This is a genomic window from Pseudomonas sp. W15Feb9B (assembly GCF_000828175.1).
Classification (GTDB): Bacteria; Pseudomonadota; Gammaproteobacteria; order Pseudomonadales; family Pseudomonadaceae; genus Aquipseudomonas; species Aquipseudomonas parakoreensis.
In genome coordinates this window covers 208,408-234,686 of the sequence record NZ_JTKF01000005.1, presented here as the reverse complement: position 1 = coordinate 234,686, position 26,279 = coordinate 208,408, and the positions used below count along the sequence as shown (strand labels likewise).

Annotated in this window: 19 protein-coding genes and 1 tRNA gene; 13 read left to right on the top strand and 7 right to left on the bottom strand. The window is 61.5% G+C overall.

The window, feature by feature from the left end; translation table 11 throughout:
- Window positions 1–14 precede the first annotated feature (14 nt).
- Entirely contained in the window at window positions 15–1,868 is a 1,854-nt protein-coding gene (locus OC71_RS03360) for a polyurethanase (protein WP_041064155.1), read from the top strand.
- A gap of 257 nt (window positions 1,869–2,125) precedes the next feature.
- On the top strand, window positions 2,126–2,500 hold the full coding sequence (locus OC71_RS03355; RefSeq protein ID WP_041064152.1) for a hypothetical protein: 375 nt from the start codon (window positions 2,126–2,128) through the stop codon (window positions 2,498–2,500).
- Window positions 2,501–2,620: 120 nt separating this feature from the next.
- Here the strand turns inward: OC71_RS03355 and OC71_RS03350 are convergent, their stop codons facing one another.
- Window positions 2,621–2,845, bottom strand: a complete 225-nt coding sequence (locus OC71_RS03350; protein WP_041064149.1) for a YgdI/YgdR family lipoprotein — start codon at window positions 2,843–2,845, stop codon at window positions 2,621–2,623.
- Window positions 2,846–3,050: 205 nt separating this feature from the next.
- On the opposite strand from OC71_RS03350, the gene OC71_RS03345 reads away from it, so the two are divergent.
- From OC71_RS03345 to OC71_RS03330, 4 genes are all read left to right on the top strand, one after another.
- Window positions 3,051–4,703, top strand: coding sequence for a VRR-NUC domain-containing protein (locus tag OC71_RS03345; RefSeq protein WP_041064146.1), 1,653 nt, complete (start codon window positions 3,051–3,053; stop codon window positions 4,701–4,703).
- Complete coding sequence (locus OC71_RS03340) at window positions 4,700–6,991, top strand: ATP-dependent DNA helicase (protein WP_041064143.1); 2,292 nt, start codon at window positions 4,700–4,702, stop codon at window positions 6,989–6,991. Before OC71_RS03345 ends, OC71_RS03340 begins: the two co-directional genes overlap by 4 nt.
- A 76-nt stretch (window positions 6,992–7,067) precedes the next feature.
- Complete coding sequence (locus tag OC71_RS03335; protein WP_041064655.1) at window positions 7,068–8,990, top strand: PAS domain-containing sensor histidine kinase; 1,923 nt, start codon at window positions 7,068–7,070, stop codon at window positions 8,988–8,990.
- Window positions 8,991–9,056: 66 nt separating this feature from the next.
- Window positions 9,057–9,593, top strand: coding sequence for a hypothetical protein (locus tag OC71_RS03330; protein ID WP_041064140.1), 537 nt, complete (start codon window positions 9,057–9,059; stop codon window positions 9,591–9,593).
- A gap of 54 nt (window positions 9,594–9,647) precedes the next feature.
- Here the strand turns inward: OC71_RS03330 and OC71_RS03325 are convergent, their stop codons facing one another.
- The 4 genes from OC71_RS03325 to OC71_RS03310 all read right to left on the bottom strand — a co-directional run bounded on the left by OC71_RS03325 (window position 9,648) and on the right by OC71_RS03310 (window position 13,710).
- A complete protein-coding gene (locus OC71_RS03325) occupies window positions 9,648–9,944 on the bottom strand; it encodes a hypothetical protein (protein WP_041064652.1) in 297 nt (98 codons plus the stop codon).
- 187 nt (window positions 9,945–10,131) lie between these two features.
- Entirely contained in the window at window positions 10,132–11,475 is a 1,344-nt protein-coding gene (locus tag OC71_RS03320) for a sodium:proton antiporter (RefSeq protein ID WP_041064137.1), read from the bottom strand.
- Window positions 11,476–11,481: 6 nt separating this feature from the next.
- Window positions 11,482–12,339, bottom strand: coding sequence for a glucose 1-dehydrogenase (locus tag OC71_RS03315; protein WP_041064133.1), 858 nt, complete (start codon window positions 12,337–12,339; stop codon window positions 11,482–11,484).
- A 216-nt stretch (window positions 12,340–12,555) separates the two neighbouring features.
- The gene (locus OC71_RS03310; protein WP_041064130.1) at window positions 12,556–13,710 is read right to left on the bottom strand and encodes a MalY/PatB family protein; all 1,155 of its coding nucleotides are present in this window, start codon (window positions 13,708–13,710) and stop codon (window positions 12,556–12,558) included.
- A 320-nt stretch (window positions 13,711–14,030) separates the two neighbouring features.
- On the opposite strand from OC71_RS03310, the gene fdnG reads away from it, so the two are divergent.
- The 7 genes from fdnG to OC71_RS03270 all read left to right on the top strand — a co-directional run bounded on the left by fdnG (window position 14,031) and on the right by OC71_RS03270 (window position 23,102).
- On the top strand, window positions 14,031–17,096 hold the full coding sequence (fdnG, locus tag OC71_RS03300; protein ID WP_152620426.1) for a formate dehydrogenase-N subunit alpha: 3,066 nt from the start codon (window positions 14,031–14,033) through the stop codon (window positions 17,094–17,096).
- Entirely contained in the window at window positions 17,097–18,032 is a 936-nt protein-coding gene (fdxH, locus tag OC71_RS03295) for a formate dehydrogenase subunit beta (RefSeq protein WP_041064120.1), read from the top strand.
- On the top strand, window positions 18,029–18,694 hold the full coding sequence (locus OC71_RS03290; protein ID WP_041064117.1) for a formate dehydrogenase subunit gamma: 666 nt from the start codon (window positions 18,029–18,031) through the stop codon (window positions 18,692–18,694). The genes fdxH and OC71_RS03290 overlap by 4 nt, the downstream gene beginning before the upstream one ends.
- Window positions 18,695–18,697: 3 nt before the next feature.
- Window positions 18,698–19,624 carry a formate dehydrogenase accessory protein FdhE gene (fdhE, locus tag OC71_RS03285; protein WP_041064114.1) on the top strand — a complete coding sequence of 309 codons (927 nt, stop codon included), beginning with the start codon at window positions 18,698–18,700 and terminating at the stop codon, window positions 19,622–19,624.
- A 49-nt stretch (window positions 19,625–19,673) separates the two neighbouring features.
- Complete coding sequence (gene selA / locus OC71_RS03280; protein ID WP_041064111.1) at window positions 19,674–21,086, top strand: L-seryl-tRNA(Sec) selenium transferase; 1,413 nt, start codon at window positions 19,674–19,676, stop codon at window positions 21,084–21,086.
- A complete protein-coding gene (gene selB, locus OC71_RS03275; protein WP_041064108.1) occupies window positions 21,083–22,999 on the top strand; it encodes a selenocysteine-specific translation elongation factor in 1,917 nt (638 codons plus the stop codon). Before selA ends, selB begins: the two co-directional genes overlap by 4 nt.
- A gap of 7 nt (window positions 23,000–23,006) precedes the next feature.
- Window positions 23,007–23,102: transfer RNA gene (locus OC71_RS03270), tRNA-Sec, on the top strand.
- A 152-nt stretch (window positions 23,103–23,254) separates the two neighbouring features.
- On the opposite strand, the gene OC71_RS03265 is transcribed toward OC71_RS03270, so the two are convergent.
- Window positions 23,255–24,547 carry an OprD family porin gene (locus OC71_RS03265; RefSeq protein WP_041064105.1) on the bottom strand — a complete coding sequence of 431 codons (1,293 nt, stop codon included), beginning with the start codon at window positions 24,545–24,547 and terminating at the stop codon, window positions 23,255–23,257.
- 194 nt (window positions 24,548–24,741) lie between these two features.
- The gene (locus OC71_RS03260) at window positions 24,742–26,124 is read right to left on the bottom strand and encodes an aspartate aminotransferase family protein (RefSeq protein WP_041064102.1); all 1,383 of its coding nucleotides are present in this window, start codon (window positions 26,122–26,124) and stop codon (window positions 24,742–24,744) included.
- Window positions 26,125–26,279: the final 155 nt, after the last annotated feature.

Here is a 26,279-nt window from a genome sequence, read left to right as displayed (position 1 = left end):
GAGAGGCAATAGCAATGGGTGTGTATGACTACAAGAACTTCGGCACAGCCGATTCCAAGGCGTTGTTCAGCGATGCCATGGCGATCACGCTGTATTCCTATCACAACCTCGATAACGGCTTTGCCGCCGGTTATCAGCACAACGGCTTCGGTCTCGGCCTGCCGGCCACATTGGTGACTGCGCTGCTCGGTGGCACCGATTCGCAAGGGGTGATTCCCGGTATTCCGTGGAACCCCGACTCGGAAAAACTCGCCCTGGACGCCGTGAAAAAGGCCGGCTGGACTCCGATCACCGCCTCGCAACTGGGCTACGACGGCAAGACCGACGCCCGCGGAACCTTTTTCGGCGAAAAGGCCGGTTACACCACCGCCCAAGTGGAAATCCTCGGCAAGTACGACGCTCAGGGCCATCTGACGGAAATCGGCGTTGCCTTTCGCGGCACCAGCGGCCCGCGGGAAAATCTGATCCTCGACTCGATCGGTGACGTGATCAACGACCTGCTGGCAGCCTTCGGCCCCAAGGACTACGCCAAGAATTACGTTGGCGAAGCGTTCGGTAATCTGCTCAATGACGTGGTGGCGTTCGCCAAGGCCAACGGCCTCAGCGGCAAGGACGTGCTGGTCAGCGGCCACAGCCTCGGCGGGCTGGCGGTCAACAGCATGGCTGACCTCAGCGGCGGCAAGTGGGGCGGGTTCTTCGCCGATTCCAACTATATCGCCTACGCCTCGCCGACCCAAAGCAGCACCGACAAGGTGCTCAACGTCGGTTACGAAAACGATCCGGTGTTCCGCGCCCTCGACGGCTCGACCTTCACCGGCGCCTCGGTCGGCGTGCACGACGCGCCCAAGGAATCGGCCACCGATAACATCGTCAGCTTCAACGATCACTACGCCTCGACCGCGTGGAATCTGCTGCCGTTCTCCATCCTCAACATCCCGACCTGGATCTCGCACCTGCCGACCGCTTACGGCGACGGCATGAACCGGATCATCGAGTCGAAGTTTTATGACCTGACCAGCAAGGACTCGACGATCATCGTCGCCAACCTGTCGGATCCGGCGCGGGCCAACACTTGGGTACAGGATCTGAACCGCAACGCCGAAACCCACAAGGGCAGCACGTTCATCATCGGCAGCGACAGCAACGACCTGATCCAGGGCGGCAGCGGCAATGACTACCTCGAAGGGCGCGCCGGCAACGACACTTTCCGTGATGCTGGCGGTTACAACGTGATTCTCGGTGGCGCCGGCAACAACACCCTCGATTTGCAGCAGTCGGTGAGCAAGTTCGACTTTGCCAACGACGGCGCCGGCAACCTGTACATCCGCGACGGCAACGGCGGGATCAGCATCACCCGTGACATCGGCAGCATCGTCACCAAGGAGCCGGGCTTCCTCTGGGGGCTGTTCAAGGACGATGTAACCCACAGCGTCACGGCCAGCGGTTTGAAGGTCGGCAGCAACGTCACTCAGTATGAGTCCAGCGTCAAAGGCACCAGTGGCGCCGATACGCTCAAGGCGCATGCCGGCGGTGACTGGCTGTTCGGCCTGGACGGTAACGACCACTTGATTGGTGGCACGGGTAACGACGTGTTTGTCGGTGGCGCCGGCAATGACCTGATGGAGTCCGGGGGCGGGGCGGATACGTTCCTGTTCAACGGCGCGTTCGGTCAGGATCGGGTGGTGGGTTTTACGGCCAACGACAAACTGGTGTTCCTTGGCGTACAGGGTGTGTTGCCCAATGATGACTTCCGCGCGCATGCCTCGATGGTGGGGCAGGACACGGTGCTGAAGTTTGGCGGTGACTCGGTGACGCTGGTTGGAGTGGCGCTGAATAGCCTCAGCGCCGATGGAATTGTGATCGCCTGAGGTTGAAGCGGCGCCTGTAAGGACGCCATCGCGGGCAAGCCCGGCTCCCACAGGTTTTTGCGGTGTTCACAAGCTTTGTGAACGGCCTATAACCTGTGGGAGCGGGCTTGCCCGCGATTGAAGGATTACTCGGTATCAAAAGTGACTCGATAGCCACACCCTGACTCAAAAGCTGTGCAAACAGCAAAAGCGGCCTAAAGCCAGCACGTGCCCACACGTTCTATAGCCAGCCGCCATTGAGTACAGGAGATGCACACGTGAGAAGGGTCAAGGGGTATGTCGGACTTGTCGGACTGGCGCTGTTATCGGCCAATGCCTGGGCCGATCTGCCGCCAACCTCGATTCTGAGCCGTTACGGCATCAGCAGCGATCAACTGCCGAAACCGGCGAAGACGGAAGCAATCGAACCGGTCGAAGAGAAAAGCCTGTTTCAGATCCAGCCCGAACAGCCGTTCGTGACCATTCGCCTGGGTGACGGCAAACAACAGCAGGCCACTGGCAATCTGAGCATTGACCGCATGACCCAGCAGGATCTGGAGCGCTGCCGGCGTCTGCAAGCCGAGCTGGCGCGGCGCGGTGAGCAGTATTTCAGCTGTGATCACAGCCTTGTGGGTTTGCCTGCTTTCGAATAACCCACACAGATCACGCTCTCCCTGTAGGAGCTGCCGCAGGCTGCGATCTTTTGACTTTGATCTTAAAAACAAGATCAAAAGATCGCAGCCTGCGGCAGCTCCTACAGGTAAAGCGGGATGTCAGTCTTCCTTGCGTACGGTCGCTACCTCATCGGAGCGGACCTTCACCTTGGTCCCGGAAATGTCCTCGAACTCATAGAATCCGTCCTTGTTCTTGGTTTTCGGCATGTCCTTGGTCAAATACTGGGTGCCGTTCTGCAAGGTCACCACGGTCGGTGTCGAGCAGCCGCCCAATGCCAGGAAGGCTGCTACCGCCAGGGGAAGACCCAGAGTCTTGATATTCATACCCACCTCAAATACCTCATTCCATATGAATTGACCGTATCCGGTCTCTAACGCGGTTGGTGCCATCGAACCGAGAAAAGTTCGATGTCACCCTGAAAAAATCCCGATTGCCGCTGCCATTGATCTTTTTCCGTTTGCACGCGACCGGGCAGAGCTGGTATCTGTACGCATAACCAGTACTCGCTCGCCATGGCCCTGAATTCCCGTGACTGCCAACCCACTCGACGATCCGTTCTATTACCTCAACAACTTCCGGCAAGTGCTTGATTGGCTTGAGCTTCGCTATGCCGATGTGATGAGCGAATCCGAGCATGGCTTCATCCGCGACTTCAAGATCTTGCCGCGCGTTTCGCAGGGGCTGCTGGTGCGCATGGTCATGCGCAAGGGCGTGCATTTTCGCCTCGGCAAACTCAATTACCCGGAAATCGGCGACATCAGCGACGCTGCGCAGCCATTGTTGAGTCACGGCTGGCTCGACGATCAGGCTCTGTTGAGCGTGGCCGAGGTGTTCGACGTGTTGCTAAAGGCTGAACTGCTGCAGGCGTTCGGCCAGTTCATCGAACAGCCCAAGGGGCGCAAGGACGACTGGCTGCCGGTGTTGGCCGGGCAATTCAGCGAATTGCGCAGCCTTTGCGAATGGGCGCCGACGCTCGGCGACCGCTTGCTCAGCCTGACCATCATGGACTTGTGCGACCGTCTGCGTCTGATGTTCTTCGGCAACCTGTACCAGGACTGGTCGGAATTCGTCCTCGCCGACCTCGGCATCTTTACCTACGAAAAAGTCGAATTCTGCGCCGACTCCCGTGGCCTGCGCAGCCGCGAAGACGTCGACGCCTGCCTGTTCTTGCATCAGTGCCAGCAACGCTTTGAAGCGGGTGAGCCGTTGGAAGCCATTGTCGAGCAGGTCAGCGCACTGCAATTCGACAACCCGTGGCTGCAACGGCGGCGCGGCAAGGTGTTGTTTCAGATCGGCCAGTATTGCGAACGCATCACTGAGTTCGCCCTGGCGCTGAGCATTTACCGCGATTGCGCCTACCCCGGCGCCCGTCAGCGAATGATCCGGGTGCTGGAGCGCTGCGGCGAATACGCACTGGCGCTGGAGCTCGCGGCGCTTGCCGAACAGGCGCCGAAAAGCGCCGCCGAACAGCAGAGCCTGCAACGGATGTTGCCACGGCTGCGGCGCAAACTCGGCGGGCCGCCGCTCAAGCGGGTAGCGCCACGCCCGGTCGAGCGCCTCGATCTGCAACTGCCGCGCACTGATCCGGGATTGTCAGTGGAGTTCCATGTGCAAGCGCATCTGCACGAAGACAGCGGCCCGGTGCATTACGTCGAGAACAGCCTGATCAACTCGCTGTTCGGCCTGCTGTGCTGGCCGGCGATATTCGCGCCGCTGCCGGGGGCGTTTTTTCATCCTTTTCAGCGCGGGCCGGTGGATCTGCTCAATGAAGATTTTCAGCAACGCCGTGCCGAACTGTTCCAGGCCTGCCTCGACCAGCTCGACGACGGCCGTTACGCCGCAACCATTCGTGAGCGCTTCGTCGCCAAATGGGGCGTGCAGTCGCCGTTCGTGTTCTGGGGCGCGTTGAATGAGCAACTGCTGGAGCAGGCGCTGGCGTGCTTGCCTGCCCAGCACCTCAAGCACTGGTTCAATCGCCTGCTGCTCGACATCAAGGCCAACCGCGCCGGTATGCCCGACCTGATCCAGTTCTGGCCGCAGCACAAGACCTACCGGATGATCGAAGTCAAAGGCCCGGGTGACCGCCTGCAGGACAACCAGCTGCGCTGGCTGGAATTCTGCCACCAACACCAGATGCCGGTCGCCGTGTGCTACGTGCAATGGGCGGAGCAGAGCGCTTGAGCTACAGCATTGCCGTCCGCGCCCTGTGCGAGTTCACCGCCAAGACCGGCGACCTCGACCTGCGTTTTACCCCTTCGCCGACAGCGCTCGAAGGCATGCTCGGGCACCGTACCGTGGCTTCACGGCGCAGCGATAAATACCAAAGCGAGGTGGCGCTGGAAGGCGAGTTTCTGCAATTGAAAGTCAGGGGCAGGGCGGACGGCTACGACCCGGCGCAGAACTGCCTGGAAGAAGTCAAAACCTATCGCGGCGACCTCAGCAAGCAACCGGCCAACCATCGCCAGTTGCATTGGGCGCAGGCGAAAATCTACGGCTGGCTGATGTGCCGCAAGCTGGAGCTTGCGCAGATCAATCTGGCGCTGGTGTATTTCGACATCGTTAGCGAAAAGGAAACCTGTCTGGTCGAGTCCTTCAGTGCGCCGGTCTTGCAGGCGTTTTTCGAACAACAATGCCGGTTGTTCCTGAACTGGGCCGAGCAGGAAATGGCCCATCGCGAGGCGCGCAACCTGGCCGCACAGCAATTGGCCTTTCCCCATGCCGACTTTCGCCCCGGCCAACGGCATCTGGCCGAATCGGTGTTCAAGGCGGTCAGCACCGGCCGTTGTCTGATGGCCCAGGCACCCACCGGGATCGGCAAAACCCTCGGCACGTTGTTCCCTCTGCTCAAGGCGCTGGCGCCGCAGCAACTGGACAAGGTGTTTTTTCTGACCGCGAAGACCCCGGGGCGCAAACTGGCGCTGGATGCCAGTCAGGTGTTATTCGATCAAGCGCAACATTTGCCGCTGCGGGTGCTGGAGATGGTCGCCCGGGACAAGGCTTGCGAACACCCGGACAAAGCCTGTCACGGCGAATCCTGCCCGTTGGCCCAGGGCTTCTATGATCGCCTGCCCGCCGCCCGGCAAGCGGCCAGCCGGATCAATCTGCTCGATCAGGCGGCGATGCGCGAAGTGGCCCGTCAGCACACGGTTTGCCCGTATTACCTGAGCCAGGAGATGGCGCGCTGGGCCGACGTGGTGGTAGCGGACTACAACTATTACTTCGATTTCAGTGCGCTGCTGTTCGGTCTGGCTCAGCTCAACCAGTGGAAAGTCGCGGTGCTGGCCGATGAAGCGCACAACCTGGTCGAACGCGGGCGCTCGATGTACAGCGCCAGTCTCGATCAGGCCGCGCTGGCCAGCGTACGCAAGTCCGCCCCCGAAGCCTTGAAGAAATCCCTGCAACGGGTCAACCGCGAGTGGAACGCGCTGCATCAGCCGCAGCTGGCGCCGTATCAAGCCTATGACAAAGCCCCGGAGAAACTGCTGCAAGCCGTGTCCCTGTGCAGCGCGGCCATTGGCGATTACCTCAATGATCATCCGCAGGGGCTCGACAGCGCGCTGCAAACCTTCTATTTCGACATGCTGCAGTTTGGCCGGGTCGCGGAGCTGTTCGACGAGCATTACCTGTTCGACATCAGCAAGCGCGACCTCGAGCGTAAACGACCGCTGTCGCAACTGTGCCTGCGCAACGTGGTGCCGGCGGCGTTCCTCGGCCCGCGCCTGAAAGCGGCGCGCAGCAGCGTGCTGTTCTCGGCGACACTTAGCCCGCGGCGCTATTACGCCGATCTGCTCGGCACGCCCGCCGACACGGTCTGGATCGATGTCGAATCGCCGTTCAGCGCCGAACAGCTGCAGGTGCAGATCGTCAGCCGCATTTCCACGCGCTTCAATCATCGGCAGGCGTCGCTGGAACCGATCGTCGAGCTGATCGCCCGCCAGTTCAGCGAGCGCCCGGGCAATTACCTGGCGTTCTTCAGCAGCTTCGATTACCTGCAACAGGTACTGACGCTGCTCGCCGAACGCCATCCGCAGATCAATCTGTGGCAGCAGTCCCGGGGCATGGCCGAAGGGCAGCGGCAGGCCTTTCTCGATCAGTTCACCGCCGACAGCCAGGGTATCGGCTTCGCCGTGTTGGGCGGTGCGTTCGGCGAGGGCATCGACCTGCCCGGGGCACGGCTGATCGGCGCGTTCATTGCGACTCTGGGGCTGGCGCAGCTCAACCCGGTCAACGAACAGTTGAAACGGCGCATGGCGGCGATTTTCGGTGCCGGTTACGACTACACCTATCTGTATCCGGGCGTGCAGAAAGTGGTGCAGGCTGCCGGGCGGGTGATCCGCACGCGTGAGGATCGCGGCGTGGTGATGCTGATCGATGACCGCTTCGCCGAACCCAGGATCCAGCAACTGTTGCCACGCTGGTGGTCGCTCGGCACAGACGCGCCCTCGATCAATCCGCTGATCACACCGTGAATTGAAGCGCGTTTACACCTTCCCATGGCGCCGGATTGCCGCATACTTGCGCTAATGAAAACCAGCGGTGAACCTGATGAGTGACAACCCGAGCAAAACTGCCGCGATCGAGGAGATGCGTTTCCGTCTGCTGATCGATGCGGTGGTCGATTATGCGATTTACATGATCGATCCGGACGGCATCATCACCAGCTGGAACACGGGGGCCAAACGCTTCAAGGGCTACGAGAAGCAAGAGATCATCGGCGAGCATTTCTCGCGTTTCTACACCGAGCAGGACCGCGCGGCGGGCTTGCCGCAACGGGCGCTGGATACCGCAATCCGCGAGGGCCGATTCGAAGGTGAAGGCTGGCGCGTTCGCAAGGACGGTACGCATTTCTGGTGCCATGTGGTGATCGACCCGATCATCGATCCGGACGGCACGCTGCTGGGCTTCGCCAAGATCACCCGCGATCTGACCGACCGCAAAATGGCCGAAGAAACCCTCAAGCAAAGCGAGCAGCAGTTCCGTCTGCTGGTGCAGGGCGTCACGGACTACGCGCTTTACATGCTCAGCCCCGACGGTCGGGTATCCAACTGGAATCAGGGCGCCCAGCGGATCAAGGGGTATCGGCCGGAAGAAATCATCGGCGAGCATTTCTCGGTCTTCTACACCGCTGAAGACCGCGAGCGCGGCGAGCCGCAACGGGCGCTGGAAATCGCGGCGCGGGAAGGGCGTTTCGAAAACAAAAGCTGGCGAGTGCGCAAGGACGGCAGCCGATTCTTCGCCCATGTGGTGGTGGATGCCATTCGTGGCGAGACCGGCACATTGCTCGGCTTCGCGAAAATTACCCGTGACGTGACTGAGGTCCATGAATCGCAGCAGGCGCTGGAGAAAACCCGCGAGGCATTGCTCCAGGCGCAGAAGATGCAGGCCATCGGTCAGCTCAGCGGCGGCATTGCCCACGACTTCAACAACCTGCTGACCGTGATCCTCGGCAACCTGGAGATTGTGCGCAAGCGTGTGGGTGACGACCCGAAAGTCAATCGCCTGCTGGAAAATGCCACACAAGGTGCGCTGCGCGGCGTCTCACTGACCCAACGCATGCTGGCCTTTGCCCGGCGTCAGGAGCTCAAGACCGAACCGGTCGACATCGTGCAACTGGTGCAAGGCATTACCGGGCTGTTGCGCAGTTCGCTGGGGCCAGGGATCAGTATTGAAACCTCACTGCCCGACGGACTGGAACCGGTACTGGCCGATACCAATCAACTGGAACTGGCGGTGCTCAATCTGGCGACCAATGCCCGCGACGCCATGCCCGATGGCGGCAACGTGGTGATCAGCGCCCGGGCGGAAGTCGTCCTTGAAGCGAGCGATTCGACCATGGCGGCGGGACGTTATGTGTGCCTGAGTCTGCGCGACACCGGCGAAGGCATGGACGAGCACACGCTGGCCTCGGCCCGGGATCCGTTTTTTACCACCAAAGGCCTGGGCAAAGGCACCGGGCTGGGGCTGTCGATGGTGCATGGATTCATTGAGCAGCTCGGTGGCCGTTTCATCCTCAAGAGCGAGAAGGGACGAGGCACGGCAGCCGAACTCTGGTTACCGGTCGCGGTGGATGGCGCACTGGCTCCACGGGTGCAGCCCGGCAGCGCCCCCATCACGGTGCCACGCCTCAGCGTGCTGGTCGTCGACGACGATTCGCTGGTGTTGACCAGCACCACGTTGTTGCTCGAAGACCTTGGCCATCGTGTGGTCAGCGCGACCTCCGGTGCCAGGGCGCTGGCGTTGTTCGAGCAGGGCGAAGTCATCGATCTGATGATCACCGACATGGCCATGCCGCAGATGAGCGGCGCGCAATTGGCGCACGCAGTGCGTCTGCTCAAACCGGATCTGCCGATCGTCCTCGCGACCGGTTACGCCGAACGTCTGGAGGGTTTTGCCGCGCAATTGCCGCGTCTGCCCAAGCCGTTCACCCAGTTGAACCTGATGGAAATCATCGCCCGGTCGATGAAGTGAATCCGCCTGAACTTGTCCGGGGCAGGGGCCTTCTAACAGGTTTCCCCGCCCCGGAGCGTGCGTCCCTTGCCTCGCATACTGACTCAGCCCAGCGCTGAAGAACACCTGACCGAACACGATGCCAAGATGTTCGGCTCACCCAAGGAACGGCTGGATTTCTATCGCAAGGAAATTCAGTACGAAACCAGCATTCTGGCCAACCGCACCGATGCCTATCTGGCCGCGCAGTCGTTTCTGGTGATTGCGTTTGCTTCGTGCATGTCCAACCTCAACCCCGAGTGGGGCAAACTGTTCACGCTGGTGGTGCCGCCGTTTCTGGCGTTGCTCGGGCTGCTCAGCTCGCTCAATGCGTGGCCGGGGATTCGAGCCGCGTACGACATCATTGACCACTGGCATTACAAACAGAGCGAGTTGTTGCGCAGCGAACCGATCATGGGCATGGCTTACGACGAGTCGCCACTGTTCAGCGAGATGGAGTCCAGCCATAAGGGCTATCGCAAATCGCTGTTGTTTTCGGTGCGCACGCCTTGGATTTTCGCCACATTCTGGATCCTGCTGGGCGCTTATGCGGTGTTCATTCAGGTGACCAACCCGGGGGGCTGAGCGCCACCCAAAGAAAAAGCCCGGACTTCGCAGCCGGGCTTTTTCTTGTGCGCTTTATTCGACGGTTTCTAGCTGCCGACGCAATGCCTGCGAGTGATGCGGGGACATCGGAATCGGCGGAAAGTCCTCGTTGAGCACGCACAAGTGATCGATGGCTTCTTCGAACTTCATATCGGCCTTGCGGCGCAGTGCTCGATAGTGCTCAAACTGCTCAAGGTCCAGATTGTCCGCTTCCAGCAGCTCGTAAGCGGCGCGGTTGAGGGCGTGGGCATCTTCGAACAGTTGACGATTGCGTTCCAGGGCCAAAGCCCTGCAAGCCTTGATTTGTGCCGGATTCGAGCATTCTTTCATGACCGTGACCTTGTTATCCAAAGATTCCTCTTCATGGGCTGCAAGCCGCAGGGGAACCGAACCTGCCGGACCCCGCCGAGTACATCCAGCGAGGGGTTATGGTTGTGACTGTCGGAATCTGAAGAGGGATCCATTTATTTTCAGAAAAAACTTCGATGGATTTCCCAAGATAATCCCACCGGAAAAATCAGCTTTTTCGTTTTTGCCGTTGCTCGTAGCGCGCCAGCAGCGGCTGAGTGCTGATGCCATGCAGCAAAATGCTCAGTGCCACCACCGACAAGGTGATGTGGGTGCACAACGTCGCGACTGAAGGACTCAGACCATGGTTCAAGGCATAAAACAGATAAAACAGACTGCCGATTCCGCGAATGCCGAACCAGCCGATCAACAGGCGCTGACCACCATTGAGCAAGTTACCCCATGGCATCAGCGCGACGCAGAGTGGACGCACCACGAAAAACAGCACCGCGCCGATGACCAACGCCCGCCAGTCCCAATGCGGCACCAGTACCACGCCGAGCAGCGTTACCAGAAACACTTCCATGGCCCGTTCCACCAGGCTGCCGAACGAGAGCATGTCGCCCATCATGATGCCGGCGGCGACCTGACTGCTTTCCAGTCGTTCGGTATCGCCGTGCACCGCGTCCTGCGGTTCGATGTTCTGATGGCCCACCACCGGTTGCACCAGATGCTCGGCCGGCGGTTGGCTGGCGCCGGTGGATTTGACTTCCTCCTGGCGCAAGCCGAGACCGGCAGCGAACACCGACAGAAAACCATAACCGCCAATCGCCTCTGCGCCGACGTAAGCCAGGGCAATCAGTGACAGCGCAAGGTAGTCATTCGGGCTCAGGGTGCTGTCGTCGTTACGAATGCGCAGCGACAGGGTCAACCGACCGATACCGCGACCCATCCAGTAACCGCTCAGCAGTCCGACCGGCACCGCCCAAAGCAAACCGTGCAGCACCCAATCGGTCAGTGCGCCGGGTTGCGTGTCGGCCTTCAACAGCAGCAAACCGAGCATCACGAACGGAAACGCGATGCCGTCATTGAGCCCGGCCTCACCGGACAGGCCAAAGCGCACACTGTCGACGTCCCGCGCATCGTTGACCTGTACCAGCGCCGCCAGCACCGGATCGGTCGGCGCCAGCATCGCCCCGATCAGCAGCGACGGGCCCCACGACAGTTGCAGGCCCCAATGCAGCAATACGCTGACCCCGGCGATGGTCAGCACCATCACCGGGCCGGCCAGCCCGAACGCAATCCGCCAACGCCTGTCGCGCAGTGGCAGGCGCAGCTTGAGGCCGCAGACAAACAGCGAAAACAGCACCGCCACTTCCGTGAGGTGTTCCATCCACACCGAGGCGTCTTCCAGTGACAGCTTCAGCAGGTCCAGACCGCTGGGGCCGATGCCGATCCCCAGCAACAGGCACACGGCCGAGGTGGTGACCGGCATCCAGCGCAGGTACGACGAGGTCAGCGCGAGGGTCAACAACACGGCGCCCAGCACCGCGACCCAGATGACAAAGCTCATGGAGGCTTACAACATCGGCTTGCCGCCGGTGACGCCGTATCGCTGCCCGGTGATGTAACTGGCTTCATCCGAGGCCAATAGCACGTAGATCGGCGCCACTTCCACCGGTTGTCCGGGGCGACCGAGCGGGGTTTCGCTGCCGAAGTTCTGCACTTCCTCATCGGGCATGGTCGAGACAATCAACGGCGTCCAGATCGGCCCCGGGGCCACACAGTTCACGCGGATTTCTTTCGGCCCGAGTATCTGCGCCAGACCGCCGGTGAAGTTGGCAATCGCGCCTTTGGTGGTGGCGTAGGCCAGCAGGGTGGGTTTGGGCATGTCCGAGTTGATCGAGCTGGTGTTGATGATCGAGGCACCGGGGCGCATGTGTTTGATCGCCGCCTGGCACAGGCGGAAAATCGCGGTGATGTTGACGTCGAAGGTCATCACCCATTCGTCATCGGGGATTTCTTCGAAGGTTTCGTGGGTCATCTGGAACGCCGCGTTGTTGACCAGAATGTCGATGCGCCCGAAGCGCTCAACGGTCTTGTCCACCAGTGCCTGGCAATGGGCCTTGTGCGCGAGGTCGCCGGACAGCAGCAGGCACTGACGGCCCGCCTGCTCGACCCAGCGCGCGGTCTCTTTGGCGTCGTCATGTTCATTCAGATAGGCCACGACGACATCGGCGCCTTCACGGGCAAAGGCAATCGCCACCGCACGGCCGATGCCACTGTCGGCGCCGGTGATCAGCGCAATCTTGCCGGCCAGCCGCCCGGAACCGACGTAGGTCTGCTCGCCGCAATCGGGGTAGGGCTGCATGTTGCTTTGCGAGCCCGGCACGGCTTGAGCTTGTTTGGGGAAGGGTGGTTTTGGGTAATCGGTCATCACAAATCTCCGAGGTTCTCAGGGCGGGTATGGGCGGTTGACCCGGACGGTTTGCCGTGAGTTCGATCGGATTTGCGCTGGACTTTTTGGCGATGACAATGCAAAACCCTGTGGGAGAGGGCTTGCTCGCGAATACGGTGGTTCAGTCAACATTGATGTCGGCTGACACACCGTATTCGCGAGCAAGCCCGCTCCCACAGGGGATCTACTGTGGATTCAGGTATTGCGGTCAGTCAGGGCGCGCTCCATGCGGCGGATGCCTTCTTCGAGCAACGACCGCGGGCAGCCGAAGTTCAAACGCACGAACTGTTGGTGCTGATCCCCGAAATCCAGTCCGGCGCTGAGGCCGACTTTGGCCTGTTCGAGGAAGAACTGCTGCGGATTGTCCAGGTCCAGCGCCGAGCAATCGAGCCACGCCAGATAGGTCCCTTGCGGCACATTGAGGGTCACGCCCGGCAAGCGGCTGCGCACCGCAGCCACCAGCCAGTCACGATTGGCCTGCAGATAGGTTTTCAGTTCGGCCAGCCACGGCGCACCTTCGCTGTAGGCGACGCGGGTGGCTTCCATGCCCAGCGGGTTGACGCTGTCGACCATGCCGCAACGGGCGTGGTTGACGCGCTCGCGCAGGGCGGCGTCCTGGATGATCATGAACGAGGTCTTGAGGCCGGCAATGTTGTAGGCCTTGCTCGCCGACATCAGGGTGATGGTGCGCTTGGCGATTTCCGGGCTGAGGGACGCGGTCGGAATGTGCACGCGGCCGTCGAAGCACAGCTCGGCGTGGATCTCGTCGGAGATGATCCAGGCGTCCTGTGCCGCACAGATATCCGCCACGGCTTGCAGCTCCTCACGGCCAAACACCTTGCCGATCGGGTTGTGCGGGTTGCTCAGGAGCAGGGCGCCGCCACCATTCAGCGATTCGCGCAGGGTCTCCAGCGGGGTGGCGTAGCTGCCATCGGCCTGAGGGATGAATTCCAGCTCGACCTTGTTCAGCCCCCAATGCCCCGGCGCATGCCGCAGCGGCGGGTAGTTCGGCACCTGCACCACGACGTTTTGCTGCGGCTGCACCAGCGCTTTCAAAGCCATGTTGAAACCGGATTCAACGCCCGGCAGGAAGATCAGCTCCTGCGGTCTGACCTGCCAGGCGAACTTGTTCCACAGGTCGGCGACGATGGCTTCACGCAGATTATCCTGCGCCACGCTGTAGCCCACCAGCGGGTGCAACAGGCGTTGTTGCAATGCCTCGATGATCACCGGCGGCGCGGCGAAATCCATATCAGCGACCCACATCGGCAACACATCGGCCGGGTAGCGGCTCCATTTGGTGCTGCCGGTGTGGTGGCGGTCGAATACCTGATCAAAATCGAAAGTCATGCGCGGTCTCGTGAAGGCGGGGTTGGTTCTGGGCGCCATTCTAAGCCCAACGCGACCCCTGTGGGAGCTGGCTTGCCAGCGATGGCGTCGTCACTGTCGCTATTAGTGTTGACTGATCCACCGCTTTCGCTGGCAAGCCAGCTCCCACAGGGTTTTGCGTTCATTGGCCAATAGACCGACAAACGGCCGACGGTCGGTTTTCACACAGAGTGTGTGGTCATTGTCTACAGTGAAAAAGCCGGCAGCCATTCTGCCGTAACCGTGTTTGTCCAGAAAAAGCCCGGCTCAAGTACCGGGTTCCACCTGATCAGGAGTGCACGATGGATCTCAGCCGTCGTCAATTCTTCAAGGTCGCCGGTATCGGCCTTGCAGGCTCTAGCCTGGGCGCGTTGGGCATGGCCCCGACGCAGGCCTTCGCCGAGCAGGTGCGTCACTTCAAGCTTGCCCACACCCATGAAACCCGCAACACCTGCCCGTATTGCTCGGTCGGTTGCGGGTTGATCATGTACAGCCAGGGCGATGCCGCGAAGAACGTCGCGCAAAATATCATTCACATCGAGGGCGACGCCGACCACCCGGTCAACCGCGGCACCCTGTGCCCGAAAGGCGCCGGCCTGCTGGACTTCATTCACAGCCCCGGCCGCTTGCAATACCCGCAGGTGCGCAAGCCTGGGAGCAGCGAATGGACCCGGATCAGTTGGGATGAAGCGCTGGATCGCATCGCCGACCTGATGAAGGCCGACCGCGACGCCAACTTCATCGAGAAAAATGCCACCGGGCAAACGGTGAACCGCTGGCTCACCACCGGGTTTCTCGCCGCGTCGGCAGCGTCCAACGAAGCGGGCTACATCACCCAGAAGGTGATTCGCAGTCTCGGCATGCTGGGGTTCGATAACCAGGCGCGTGTCTGACACGGCCCGACGGTGGCAAGTCTTGCCCCGACGTACGGCCGTGGTGCCATGACCAATACCTGGACCGATATCGCCAACGCGAATCTGATCCTGGTGATGGGTGGCAACGCAGCAGAAGCGCATCCCTGCGGCTTCAAATGGGTGACCGAGGCCAAAGCGCACAACGCTGCCCGGCTGATCGTGGTCGACCCGCGTTTTACCCGGACCGCTTCGGTGGCCGACTATTACGCGCCAATCCGCACCGGTACCGACATTGCCTTCATGGGCGGGCTGATCAATTACTTGCTGACCGAGGACAAGATCCAGCACGAGTACGTGCGCAACTACACCGACGTTTCGTTCATCGTCAAAGCCGGGTTCAGCTTCGAAGACGGTCTCTTCAGCGGCTATGACGCGGCCAAGCGCAGCTACACCGACAAATCCGGCTGGGGTTACGAGTTGGGCGAGGACGGCTTCGTCAAGGTCGACCCGACCCTGCAGGACCCGCGCTGCGTCTATCAATTGATGAAGCAGCATTACAGCCGCTACAACATTGATCTGGCGAGCCAGATCTGTGGGATGCCGGTCGAGGCGATGAAAAAGATCTGGGAAGAAATCGCCACTTGCTCAATCCCGGGCAAGACCATGACCATTCTCTACGCCCTCGGCTGGACGCAACACTCGATCGGCGCGCAGATCATCCGCAGCGCGGCGATGGTGCAATTGCTGCTGGGCAACGTCGGCATGCCGGGCGGCGGGGTGAATGCCTTGCGCGGCCACTCGAACATTCAAGGCCTGACCGACCTCGGGTTGTTGTCCAACGCACTGCCGGGTTATCTGACCCTGGCGGGCGATGCCGAGCAGGACTACAACGCCTTCATCAAAAAGCGCACGCAAATGCCACTGCGTCCGGGGCAGTTGTCCTACTGGCAGAACTACAGCAAGTTCCACGTCAGTCTGATGAAGTCGTGGTACGGCGCCAACGCCACTGTCGAGAACAATTGGCTCTATGACCATTTGCCGAAACTCGACATTCCCAACTACGACGTGCTGAAAATGTTCGACCTGATGAGCCAGGGCAAGGTCAACGGCTACATGTGCCAAGGCTTCAACCCCATCGCCGCGCTGCCGGACAAGAACCGGGTGATGGGCGCACTGGCCAAGCTCAAGTGGCTGGTGGTGATGGACCCGCTGGCCACCGAGACCTCGGAGTTCTGGCACAACGTCGGACCCTACAACGACGTGAAAAGCGCGGAGATCCAGACCGAAGTGATTCGCCTGCCCACCACTTGCTTCGCCGAGGAGGACGGCTCGCTGGTCAACAGCAGCCGCTGGCTGCAATGGCACTGGAAAGGCGCCGACGGCCCCGGCGAAGCGCAGACCGACATTCGCATCATGAGCGAACTGTTCCTGCGCCTGCGCAAGCGTTATCAGGCCGAGGGCGGCAAATTCCCCGACCCGCTGCTGAAACTGTCGTGGCCGTACAAGATCCCCGACGAACCTTCGCCGGAAGAACTGGCGAAGGAAATCAACGGCAGCGCCATGGCCGACTTCACCGATGCCAGTGGCGCGACGGTCAAGGCCGGTTCGCAACTGGCGGCATTCGCTCAGCTCAAGGACGACGGCAGCACCGCGTCCGGTTGCTGGATCTTCGCCGGCAGCTGGACCGAGGCCGGCAACCAGATGGCCCGGCGTGACAACGCCGACCCGTATGGCATGCACCAGCATCTGGGCTGGGCCTGGGCGTGGCCGGCCAACCGACGGATTCTCTACAACCGCGCTTCGGCAGACGTCGCGGGCAAACCGTGGGATCCGAAAAAACGTCTGGTGTGGTGGAACGGCAAGGCCTGGGGCGGCACCGATGTGCCGGACTACAAGGCCGATGTACCGCCGGAAGCCGGGATGAACCCGTTCATCATGAACCCCGAAGGCGTGGCACGGTTCTTCGCCGTCGACAAGATGAACGAGGGGCCATTCCCCGAGCACTACGAGCCGTTCGAAACGCCGATCGGCATCAACCCGCTGCACCCGCAGAACAAGAAAGCCACCAGCAACCCGGCGGCGCGGATCTTCGATTCGGTCTGGGAAAGCCTCGGCGAAGCCAAGGACTTCCCGTACGCCGGCACCAGTTACCGGCTGACCGAGCACTTCCACTTCTGGAGCAAGCATTGCAAGTTGAATGCGATTGCCCAACCCGAGCAGTTCGTCGAAATCGGTGAAGTGCTGGCGAAGGAGAAGGGCATCGCTGCCGGAGATCGGGTACGGGTCAGTTGCAAGCGCGGGTTCATCGAGGCGGTGGCGGTGGTGACCAAACGCATCCGGCCGCTGCAGGTCAACGGCCAAGTGGTGCATCAGATCGGCATCCCGCTGCACTGGGGGTTCACCGGTCAGACGCGTCACGGTTACCTGACCAACACCCTGGTGCCGTTCCTCGGCGATGGCAACACACAGACCCCGGAATCCAAGTCATTCCTGGTCAACGTGGAGAAACTGTAAATGGCCAGCCAAGACATCATTGCTCGCTCGGCCACCACCACGGTGCCGCCCTCGGTGAGGAATCAGCAGGAAGTCGCCAAGCTGATCGACACCACCAAATGCATCGGTTGCAAGGCCTGCCAGGTCGCCTGCTCGGAATGGAACGAGCTGCGCGACGAGGTCGGCCACAACCACGGCACCTATGACAACCCGCAGGACCTGAGCGCAGAAACTTGGACCTTGATGCGTTTTACCGAACACGAAACCGACGCCGGCAACCTGGAGTGGCTGATCCGCAAGGACGGCTGCATGCATTGCGCCGAGCCGGGTTGCCTGGCGGCATGCCCAAGTCCCGGGGCGATCATCAAGCACGCCAACGGCATCGTTGATTTCGATCAGGATCATTGCATCGGTTGCGGTTATTGCATCACCGGTTGCCCGTTCAACATTCCGCGCATCTCGCAGAAGGATCACAAGGCCTACAAATGCACCTTGTGTTCCGACCGCGTGGCGGTAGGGCTGGAGCCGGCCTGCGTGAAAACCTGCCCGACCGGCGCCATCGTCTTCGGCAGCAAGGAAGACATGAAGGAGCACGCTGCCGAACGCATCGTCGACCTGAAAAGCCGTGGCTTCGACAATGCCGGGCTGTATGACCCGGAAGGCGTCGGCGGCACTCATGTGATGTACGTGCTGCACCACGCCGACACGCCGAAAATCTACGCCGGGTTGCCGGATACGCCAGCCATCAGTCCGCTGGTGGGCTTGTGGAAAGGTATCAGCAAGCCGCTGGGCTTGCTGGCAATGGGTGCGGCGGTGCTCGCCGGGTTCTTCCACTACGTGCGTATCGGGCCTAATCGCGTCGAGGAGGATGAACATCCGACGCCGCCGGATACTTCGGTGCACGTTGTCGACCCGGCGGTGCACACCTTCGATCCACGCGGGGAGGACCGGCCATGAGCAACAAGACGATCCTGCGCTACACCGCCAACCAGCGCACCAATCACTGGCTGGTGGCGATTCTGTTCTTCATGGCCGGGCTGTCGGGGCTGGCATTGTTTCATCCGTCGATGTTCTGGCTGACCCACCTGTTCGGCGGCGGACCGTGGACGCGGATTCTGCACCCGTTCATGGGCGTGCTGATGTTCGTGTTGTTCCTCGGCCTGGTGTTCCGTTTCTGGCGCGCGAACTTCTTTATCGACAACGACGGGAAGTGGCTGCGCCGCATCGACCGGGTGCTGGTCAACGATGAAGAAAGCGTGCCGCCGGTGGGCAAATACAACGCCGGGCAGAAGCTGCTGTTCTGGACTTTACTGCTGTGCATGCTTGGCTTGTTGTTCACCGGGCTGGTGATCTGGCGCGCGTATTTCAGCGCGTACTTCGGCATCACCGTGATTCGCTGGGCCATGCTCCTGCATGCGCTGGCGGGGTTTGTGCTGATCCTCAGCATCATCATTCACATCTACGCCGGGCTGTGGATCAAGGGCTCGGTGGACGCGATGCTGCATGGCTGGGTCAGCCGCGCCTGGGCCAGGAAACACCACGAGCTCTGGTATCGCGACATCACCCGCAATGAACGCAATCCGGACGTGCCGGAGCGACCGATCACCAAAAAGGGCTGACTTTTGCCAACCATTCTTGAACCTGGGGAAATCGAAGCGGCGGCCAGTTCGCCGCCGTTTCTGCACCTGCCGCCGCACAACCTGTTCACTTTGCGCGCCCAGCGTCTGGAGCAATTGGCTCATGGGCATCCGCTGGCTGATTACTTGCGACTGATCGCCGGATTGTGCCGGGCTCAGCAGCAGGTTTTCGATGATCCGCCGCTGACAGCACCGTTTGATCAGCAAAGGATCGAAGCCTGTCAGCAACATGGTTTACCGCCATTCGCCGCCGACACACTGGTGCGCGAAGACGCTTGGCAGGCTTATCTGGATGCTTTATTGCAACGTTACGTGGCGCCCGAGCAACCCGCCGTAGTCGACGCGCTCGCCACATTGCGCGGTGCCAGTGCCGGGCAATTGCGCGCGTGGGCCGTGGCGCTGGTCAGCGGTCAGTATTCAATGGTGCCGGCGGCGCTGGTGCCGTTCCTCGGTGCCGGCCTGCAAGCGGCGTGGAGCCATTGGCTGCTCAGCGCACCGTACCTGCAACTGAAACCCGGCGACAGCCTCAGCCAATGCCCGGGCTGCGGCTCACCGGCGATGGCCGGGGTGATCCGCCATCGCGGCAAGCACAACGGTCTGCGTTATCTGGTGTGTTCGTTGTGCGCCTGTGAATGGCATGTGGTGCGGGTCAAGTGCGTGTATTGCGAGTCCAGCAAGGGGCTAGATTACCTGAGCCTTGAGGATGATCGCCACGCCGCCAATCAGGCGCCGATTCGGGCGGAGGTGTGCCCGGGCTGCAACAGCTACCTGAAGCTGGTGTACCTGGAAAACGATGCCGAAGGCGAAGCGCTGTCGGCGGATCTCACCAGCCTGCTGCTCGACATGCGTCTGGCGCAGGACGGTTATCAGCGCCTGGCACCGAATCTGTTGCTGGCGCCGGGAGACGAATGATCAGAACGTCTACACTCGCCGGACAGTCTTGTTTTTTTGGGAGTGGCTGATGTCCGCAAGTGTGGCCCCGCGTTTACCTTCCATTGATGGGTTGTTACGTCACCCGGCCTGTCTGCCGTTGGCCGAGCGTTATGGGCGTGAGTCGTTGCTGGCCAGTTTGCGCCAGTTGCTCGATGAGTTGCGTTTCAGCGTATTGAACGGGCAATTGTCGGCGATTGAAATCAGCCCCGACGTGCTCGCCGGCCGCGTCGGCGAACGTCTGGCCCAGCAGCAGCGCAGCAACGTACGGCGGGTGTTCAACCTGACCGGCACGGTACTGCACACCAACCTCGGCCGGGCGTTGTTGCCCGAAGAAGCCATCGACGCGGTGCAGATGGCCGCACGTTATCCGCTCAATCTGGAATTCGATCTGGCGACCGGCAAGCGCGGTGATCGCGACGAACTGATCGAAGGCCTGATCCGCGAACTGACCGGCGCCGAAGCCGTCACCGTGGTCAACAACAATGCCGCGGCGGTGCTGTTGACGCTCAACAGTCTCGGCGCGCGCAAGGAAGGCATCATCTCGCGCGGCGAACTGATCGAGATCGGCGGCGCGTTCCGCATCCCCGACATCATGGCCCGCGCCGGCGTGCGCCTGCACGAAGTCGGCACGACCAACCGCACCCACGCCCGCGACTACGAAGCCGCGATTAGCCCACGCAGCGGCTTGATCATGCGCGTGCATGCGAGCAACTACAGCATCGAAGGCTTTACCGCCCGGGTGCCCACCGCCGAACTGGCCGAACTGGCCCATCGGCATGGTTTGCCGTTGCTGGAAGATCTGGGTAGCGGCAGTCTGCTCGACCTGACTCGCTGGGGCCTGCCAGCGGAACCGACGGTAAGGCAGGCGCTGCTTGATGGCGCGGACATCGTCACCTTCAGCGGCGACAAATTGCTAGGCGGGCCGCAGGCCGGGTTGATTGTCGGGCGCAAAGACTTGATCGCGAAGATCAAAAAGAATCCGCTGAAGCGCGCCTTGCGGGTCGACAAGTTGACCCTGGCCGCACTGGAAGCGGTGCTTGGCCTGTATCGCGATCCGGATCGCCTCGCTGAACGTCTGCCGAGTTTGCGGCTGTTGACTCGTCCGCAAGCCGAGATCCTCGCCCAGGCTTGTCGTTTACAACCGGCGATGGCTGGCGTCTTGGGTGAACCGTGGCAGGTCAGCGCCGTGCAGGCCTTGGGCATGATCGGCAGCGGCAGCCAACCGGTGGCGCGGTTGCCGAGTGCGGCGCTGTGTCTGCGCCCGCAGGTGTCGAAACGCATGCGCGGGCGTTGTCTGCTGACTCTGGAAGCGGCGCTGCGCGGGTTACCGATCCCGGTGCTCGGGCGTATTGACGATGATGCGCTGTGGCTCGATCTACGCCAACTCGACGATGAACCGGCGTGGCTGGCGCAGTTGCCGCAGTTGCAGGTCGAGTCGTGATCGTCGGCACCGCCGGGCACATCGACCACGGCAAGACTTCCTTGCTGCAAGCCCTGACCGGGCAAACCGGCGACCGCCGCCCGCAGGAGCGCGAGCGCGGGATGACCATCGACCTCGGTTATCTCTACGCGGAGCTGGAGCCCGGTGCCGGGCTGACCGGGTTCATCGATGTACCGGGCCACGAAAAATTCACCCACAACATGCTCGCCGGCGCGCAGGGCATCGATCTGGTGTTGCTGGTGGTGGCGGCGGACGACGGGGTGATGCCGCAAACCCGTGAGCATCTGGCGATTGTGCAGTTGCTGGGCATTCCCCGGGCACTGGTGGCGATCACCAAATGCGACCGGGTCGAACCGGGCAGGGTGGAAGAGGTTGAACGTCAGGTACTCGACCTGCTGGAAACCGGGCCGTTTGCCGAAGCACCGATGCTGACGGTGTCCAGCGTGACCGGGCAGGGCGTCGATGAACTGCGCCAGAACTTGCTGCAGGTTCAACGTGAAGTCCATGAGCGCAGCCGCGAAGGTGGTTTTCGCCTGGCCATTGATCGCGCCTTCAGCGTGGCGGGCGCCGGGATCGTGGTGACTGGCACCGCGTTGTCGGGCGCGGTTTGCGTCGGCGATAAACTGGCCCTCGGGCCGTCCGGTAAAGCGGTGCGGGTGCGCGGGTTGCACGCGCAGAATCAAGCCGCCGAACAAGCCTTCGCCGGGCAACGGGTGGCGCTGAATATCAGTGGTGACCGGTTGACCCTGGAGCAGATTCATCGCGGCCAATGGCTGCTGGCCGAATGGCTGCACGCGCCGACGCAACGGGTCGACATTGAATTTCAACTGCTGCTTGGCGAGCGCACGTTTGAACACTTTCACCCGGTGCACGTGCACCTCGGCACTCAGGACGTCATCGCCCGTGTGGCATTGCTTGAAGGCCCGCGTTTGCGTGCCGGCGAGCGCATGTTCGCGCAATTGCTGATCAACGCCCCGGTGCACGCGGTGAAGGGCGATCGCCTGATCCTGCGTGACCAGAGCGCGCAACGCACCCTCGGCGGCGGTCAGGTGCTCGACCCGTTCGCCCCGGCCCGGCAGCGCCGCAGCCCGGAACGGTTGGCACAGCTGCAAGCGCTGGCCGACAGCGACAGTCTTGAGCAAGCGCTACCACTGCTGCTCGACCACAGCGCGGGCGGCCTCGATCCGCAACGGCTGGAGCGTCAGTTCAATCGCCCGCGTGAAGACTGGTCACTACCGGCCAACGTGCGCCTGATCGATACCCGCCAAGGCCCGGTGCTGTTCAACGTGCAGCGCTGGGGGCAATTGAAGTTCACCCTGTTGGAGCAGTTGGCCAGACTGCATGAGCTGGAACCGGACCAGATGGGACCGGATCGCGACCGTCTGCGACGCTTCAGTGGTCTGGCGCTGGAGCGCTCGACCTTTGCCAGCCTGCTGGAAGAACTGCGCAGCGCCGGATCGATCAACGCCAGCGGGCCGTGGCTGCATCTGCCAGATCATCAGGTGCGTTTGAATGCCGAAGACGAAACCCTGTGGCAACGCATGCAGCCGCTGTTCGAAGAGGCCGGCTACGATCCGCCGTGGGTGCGCGATGTTGCGAAAATGCTCGGTGAAGACGACGCGGCGGTGCGCCTGCTGCTGCGCAAACTGGCGCGCCTGGGGCTGATGCACCAAGTGGTGCGCGATCTGTTTCTGTCTGCCGGGCAACTGCGGCGCATGGCCGACGTCCTGTTGCAACTCGAGCAGGAAAATCCACAGATCCAGGTGACAACTTTTCGTGATGCGCTAGGCTTGGGACGCAAACGCTGTATTCAGTACCTGGAATACTTCGACCGCGTCGGCCTGACCCGACGCATTGGCGAATCCCGCGTGATTCGCCACGATAATGCGCTGGCCAGTGCCGACGCACCCTGAGTTCAAAGGAAGGCAATCGCGCCCGGTGGCGCGGCCGGGCTTCAAACCCGGTTGGGGACGGCATCCGTTCCCGGGCAGGTTCGACTCCGGCTGCCTTCCGCCAATTACCGCAGCATTCACGACGCACTGAATCCCCTGTGGGAGCGAGCTTGCTCGCTCCCACAGGGGGGGCGTTGTCGGCGGCTTCGTGGAGTCTTTCCAGTCGATGGATTCGTAGGTGACGTCGGCTCTGAGTCTGGGTTTGACCACCCGCCATCAAAACCCCAGCGGATACTGAATCACCACATAAATCCGGTCGATATCATCGCCGGCCTGTGCCTCATTCGCTCGGTGCGAGACATGCGACAGCTGCACCGACAAATCCTTCGCCGCTCCCGATTGCACGATGTATTTCAGGTCGATGTCCCGTTCCCAATGCTTGCCGCCAGCGCCTTGCTGCGGCTGATAGTCGCCGGTGTCGGCATCGAACAGGTTGTACGCGCCGCCCTTGGGCGCGTGGGTGCCGTCGATGTGGCTGCCGCGAACATATCGGGTCATGAAGGTCAGGCCGGGGATGCCGAAGGCGCCGAGGTCAAGGTCGTAGCGTGCTTGCCAGGAACGTTCGCCGGCGCCGTTGAAGTCGGCGTATTTGATCGAATTGGCGAGGTAGATCGAGTCGCCGCCCACGAAATCGAACGGTGTATCGCCATTGATGCGTTGCCAGCCGAGCATCAATCCATGCGGGCCAAAGTTGTACTTGCCGGACAGGCTGAACGCCGTGTTATCGATGGCGCCGGCCAGCGCGCGGCCGGTATCGCGGGTGTGGTAGAGGTTGGCGTCGAGCAGCAGGCCGGACTGTTTGACGTGCAGATTGGCGTAGTACTGATGCCAGGTGTCTGTCAGTTCCGAAGCGTACAGCGAACCACCGACGGAGCTGTCGCCGTATAGATCGGCGCCGAGAAAACTGATTCCGCCGGCCTCGGTGGTGGCGCCGTAGCCGGAAAAGTCGCCGTGGCTCGAAGAGCTGTCCTGATTCTTGAACGCGGTGAAGTGTCCAGCCGTGAGGTTTACGTTATCGATTTCACGGCTGTTAAACAGTAAACCTGTGGCGTATTCCGGTTGCAGGCGTTTGTCCGAGGTGTCGAATACCGGGGTTTCCACAGTCATCTCGCCGAACGCGAGGGTCGTTCGCGAAACCTTGAGTTTGAACGCGCCGCCGGCGCTGGAGTAGTTCGGTTCACTGCGACCGCTGCTGTCGATCGGCAACAGCCCCGTGCCGGAATGACCTTTGCCGCCGTCGAGTTTCAGGCCGAGAAAGGCGTGGGCATCGATGCCAAAACCGACGCTGCCCGGTGTGTAGCCAGAGGTGAACGTGCCAATAAAACCCTGGGCCCATTCCTGCTTATAGTTTTTGCCGGAGGGCGAGGGCGAGCGGTAGTCGTTGCTCAGGAAGAAGTTGCGGCTGAGCACGTCGGTTTTGGCTTCGTTGAAGAAGTCGCTGGCGAAAACCGTGTCGGTCGCTGCGCAAAGCAGGGCCAACAGTGCAAAGCGTGGTGTCGAGGGAGCCATCGAGGGAGACCGACAATCAGGGAAGGTCTCCGATGATGGGCACGATCAACCGGGCCGGATTGAGCCGATGTGCTGAGTTCAACCGAGTGCCCTTGTGGGAGCTAGCCTGCTAGCGAAGGCGGCCTGCCAGTCGACATTGATGTTGAATGACACTCCGCTTTCGCTAGCCGGCTAGCTCCCACAGGGGCTATGGGTTACAGGCGGCCGTATTCGCGAGCGGTGCGATCCACGGCGATGCGCGTTTTGTCGACCAACTCATCCAGCTCCGCCCGCGTAGCGATCAATGCCGGGGCCATGATCATTCGGCCCAGCGTCGATCGAATGATCAGGCCTTCCTCAAAACCAATGGTGCGGCAGCGCCAGGCGATGTCGTTCTCGTTAGCAAAGCGCTTGCGGGTGGCTTTGTCTTCGGCGAACTGCAATGCCGCCACCAGCCCGACGCCCTGAACCTCGCCCACCAGCGGGTGGTTGCCGAAAACCTCGCGCAGGCAGTTCTGCAGGTACGGGCCGGTGTCGTTTTTGACCTGTGTAACCACGCGTTCATCGCGCAAGGCCTTGAGGTTGGCGATGGCCACCGCCGCCGCCACCGGGTGACCGGAATAGGTCAGGCCGTGAGCGAACACGCCGCCTTTTTCCACCAGCGCTTCGGCCATGCGTCGCGACAGGATCAGGCCGCCCATGGGGATGTAGCCGGAGGTCAGGCCTTTGGCGATCGACAGCGTGTCCGGTTCAAAACCGAAGGCCTGGTGCGCAAACCATTCGCCGGTGCGGCCAAACCCGCCAATCACTTCGTCGGCGCACAGCAACACGTCGTACTTACGGCAAATGCGCTGGATTTCCGGCCAGTAAGTGGCGGGCGGGATGATCATGCCGCCAGCGCCCTGGAACGGTTCGGCGACGAACGCAGCGACCTTGTCGGCGCCCAGTTCAAGAATCTTGTCTTCCAGTTGCCGCGCTGCCTGCAGGCCGAACTCTTCGGGGCTGAGGTGGCCTTCGTGGGCGAACCAGTATGGTTCGTCGATGTGCGCGACGTCAGGGATGGTGCCGCCCATTTCGTGCATGAATTTCATGCCGCCCAGCGCCGTCGCGGCGAGAGTCGAGCCGTGGTAGCCGTTCCAGCGGCCGATCATGATTTTCTTCTCGGGTTTGCCCATCACCTGCCAGAACTTGCGCACGGTGCGGATCAGCACTTCATTGGCTTCGGAGCCGGAGTTGGTGTAGATCGCGTGGCTGTAGTGCCTGGGCAGCAGGCTGAACAGCAGTTCGGAGAGCTCGATCACCTGCGGGTGAGTGGTGTGGAAGAACATGTTGTAGTAGGGCAGTTGTTGCAGCTGCGCGGTGGCCGCGGCGGCCAGATCCTTGCGTCCGTAGCCAAGGTTGGTGCACCACAGGCCGGACATGCCGTCCAGATAACGTTTGCCGTCGTTGTCCCACAGCGCCAGGCGATCCCCGCTGACCATCACCCGCGGGCCTTCCTCGTTGAGCGCCTTCTGGTCGACGAAGGCGTGAATGTGGTGGGCGGCGTCGGCGGCCTGGTAATCGCGGGTGCTGCGGGTCGGATCGAATACGGCGGACATGGCGGTTCTCCAGAGAAACGGGGCAAGTGAGTGCGCGTTCATTCCAGCGGTGCACGGCTAATATTTGTCACTTAAAAATATTTTTGTAAAGAAAATATTTGTCGATAAAAAAAGAAAACCGTAGGCTGACGTCCATCAGCGAGACAGGACACCAG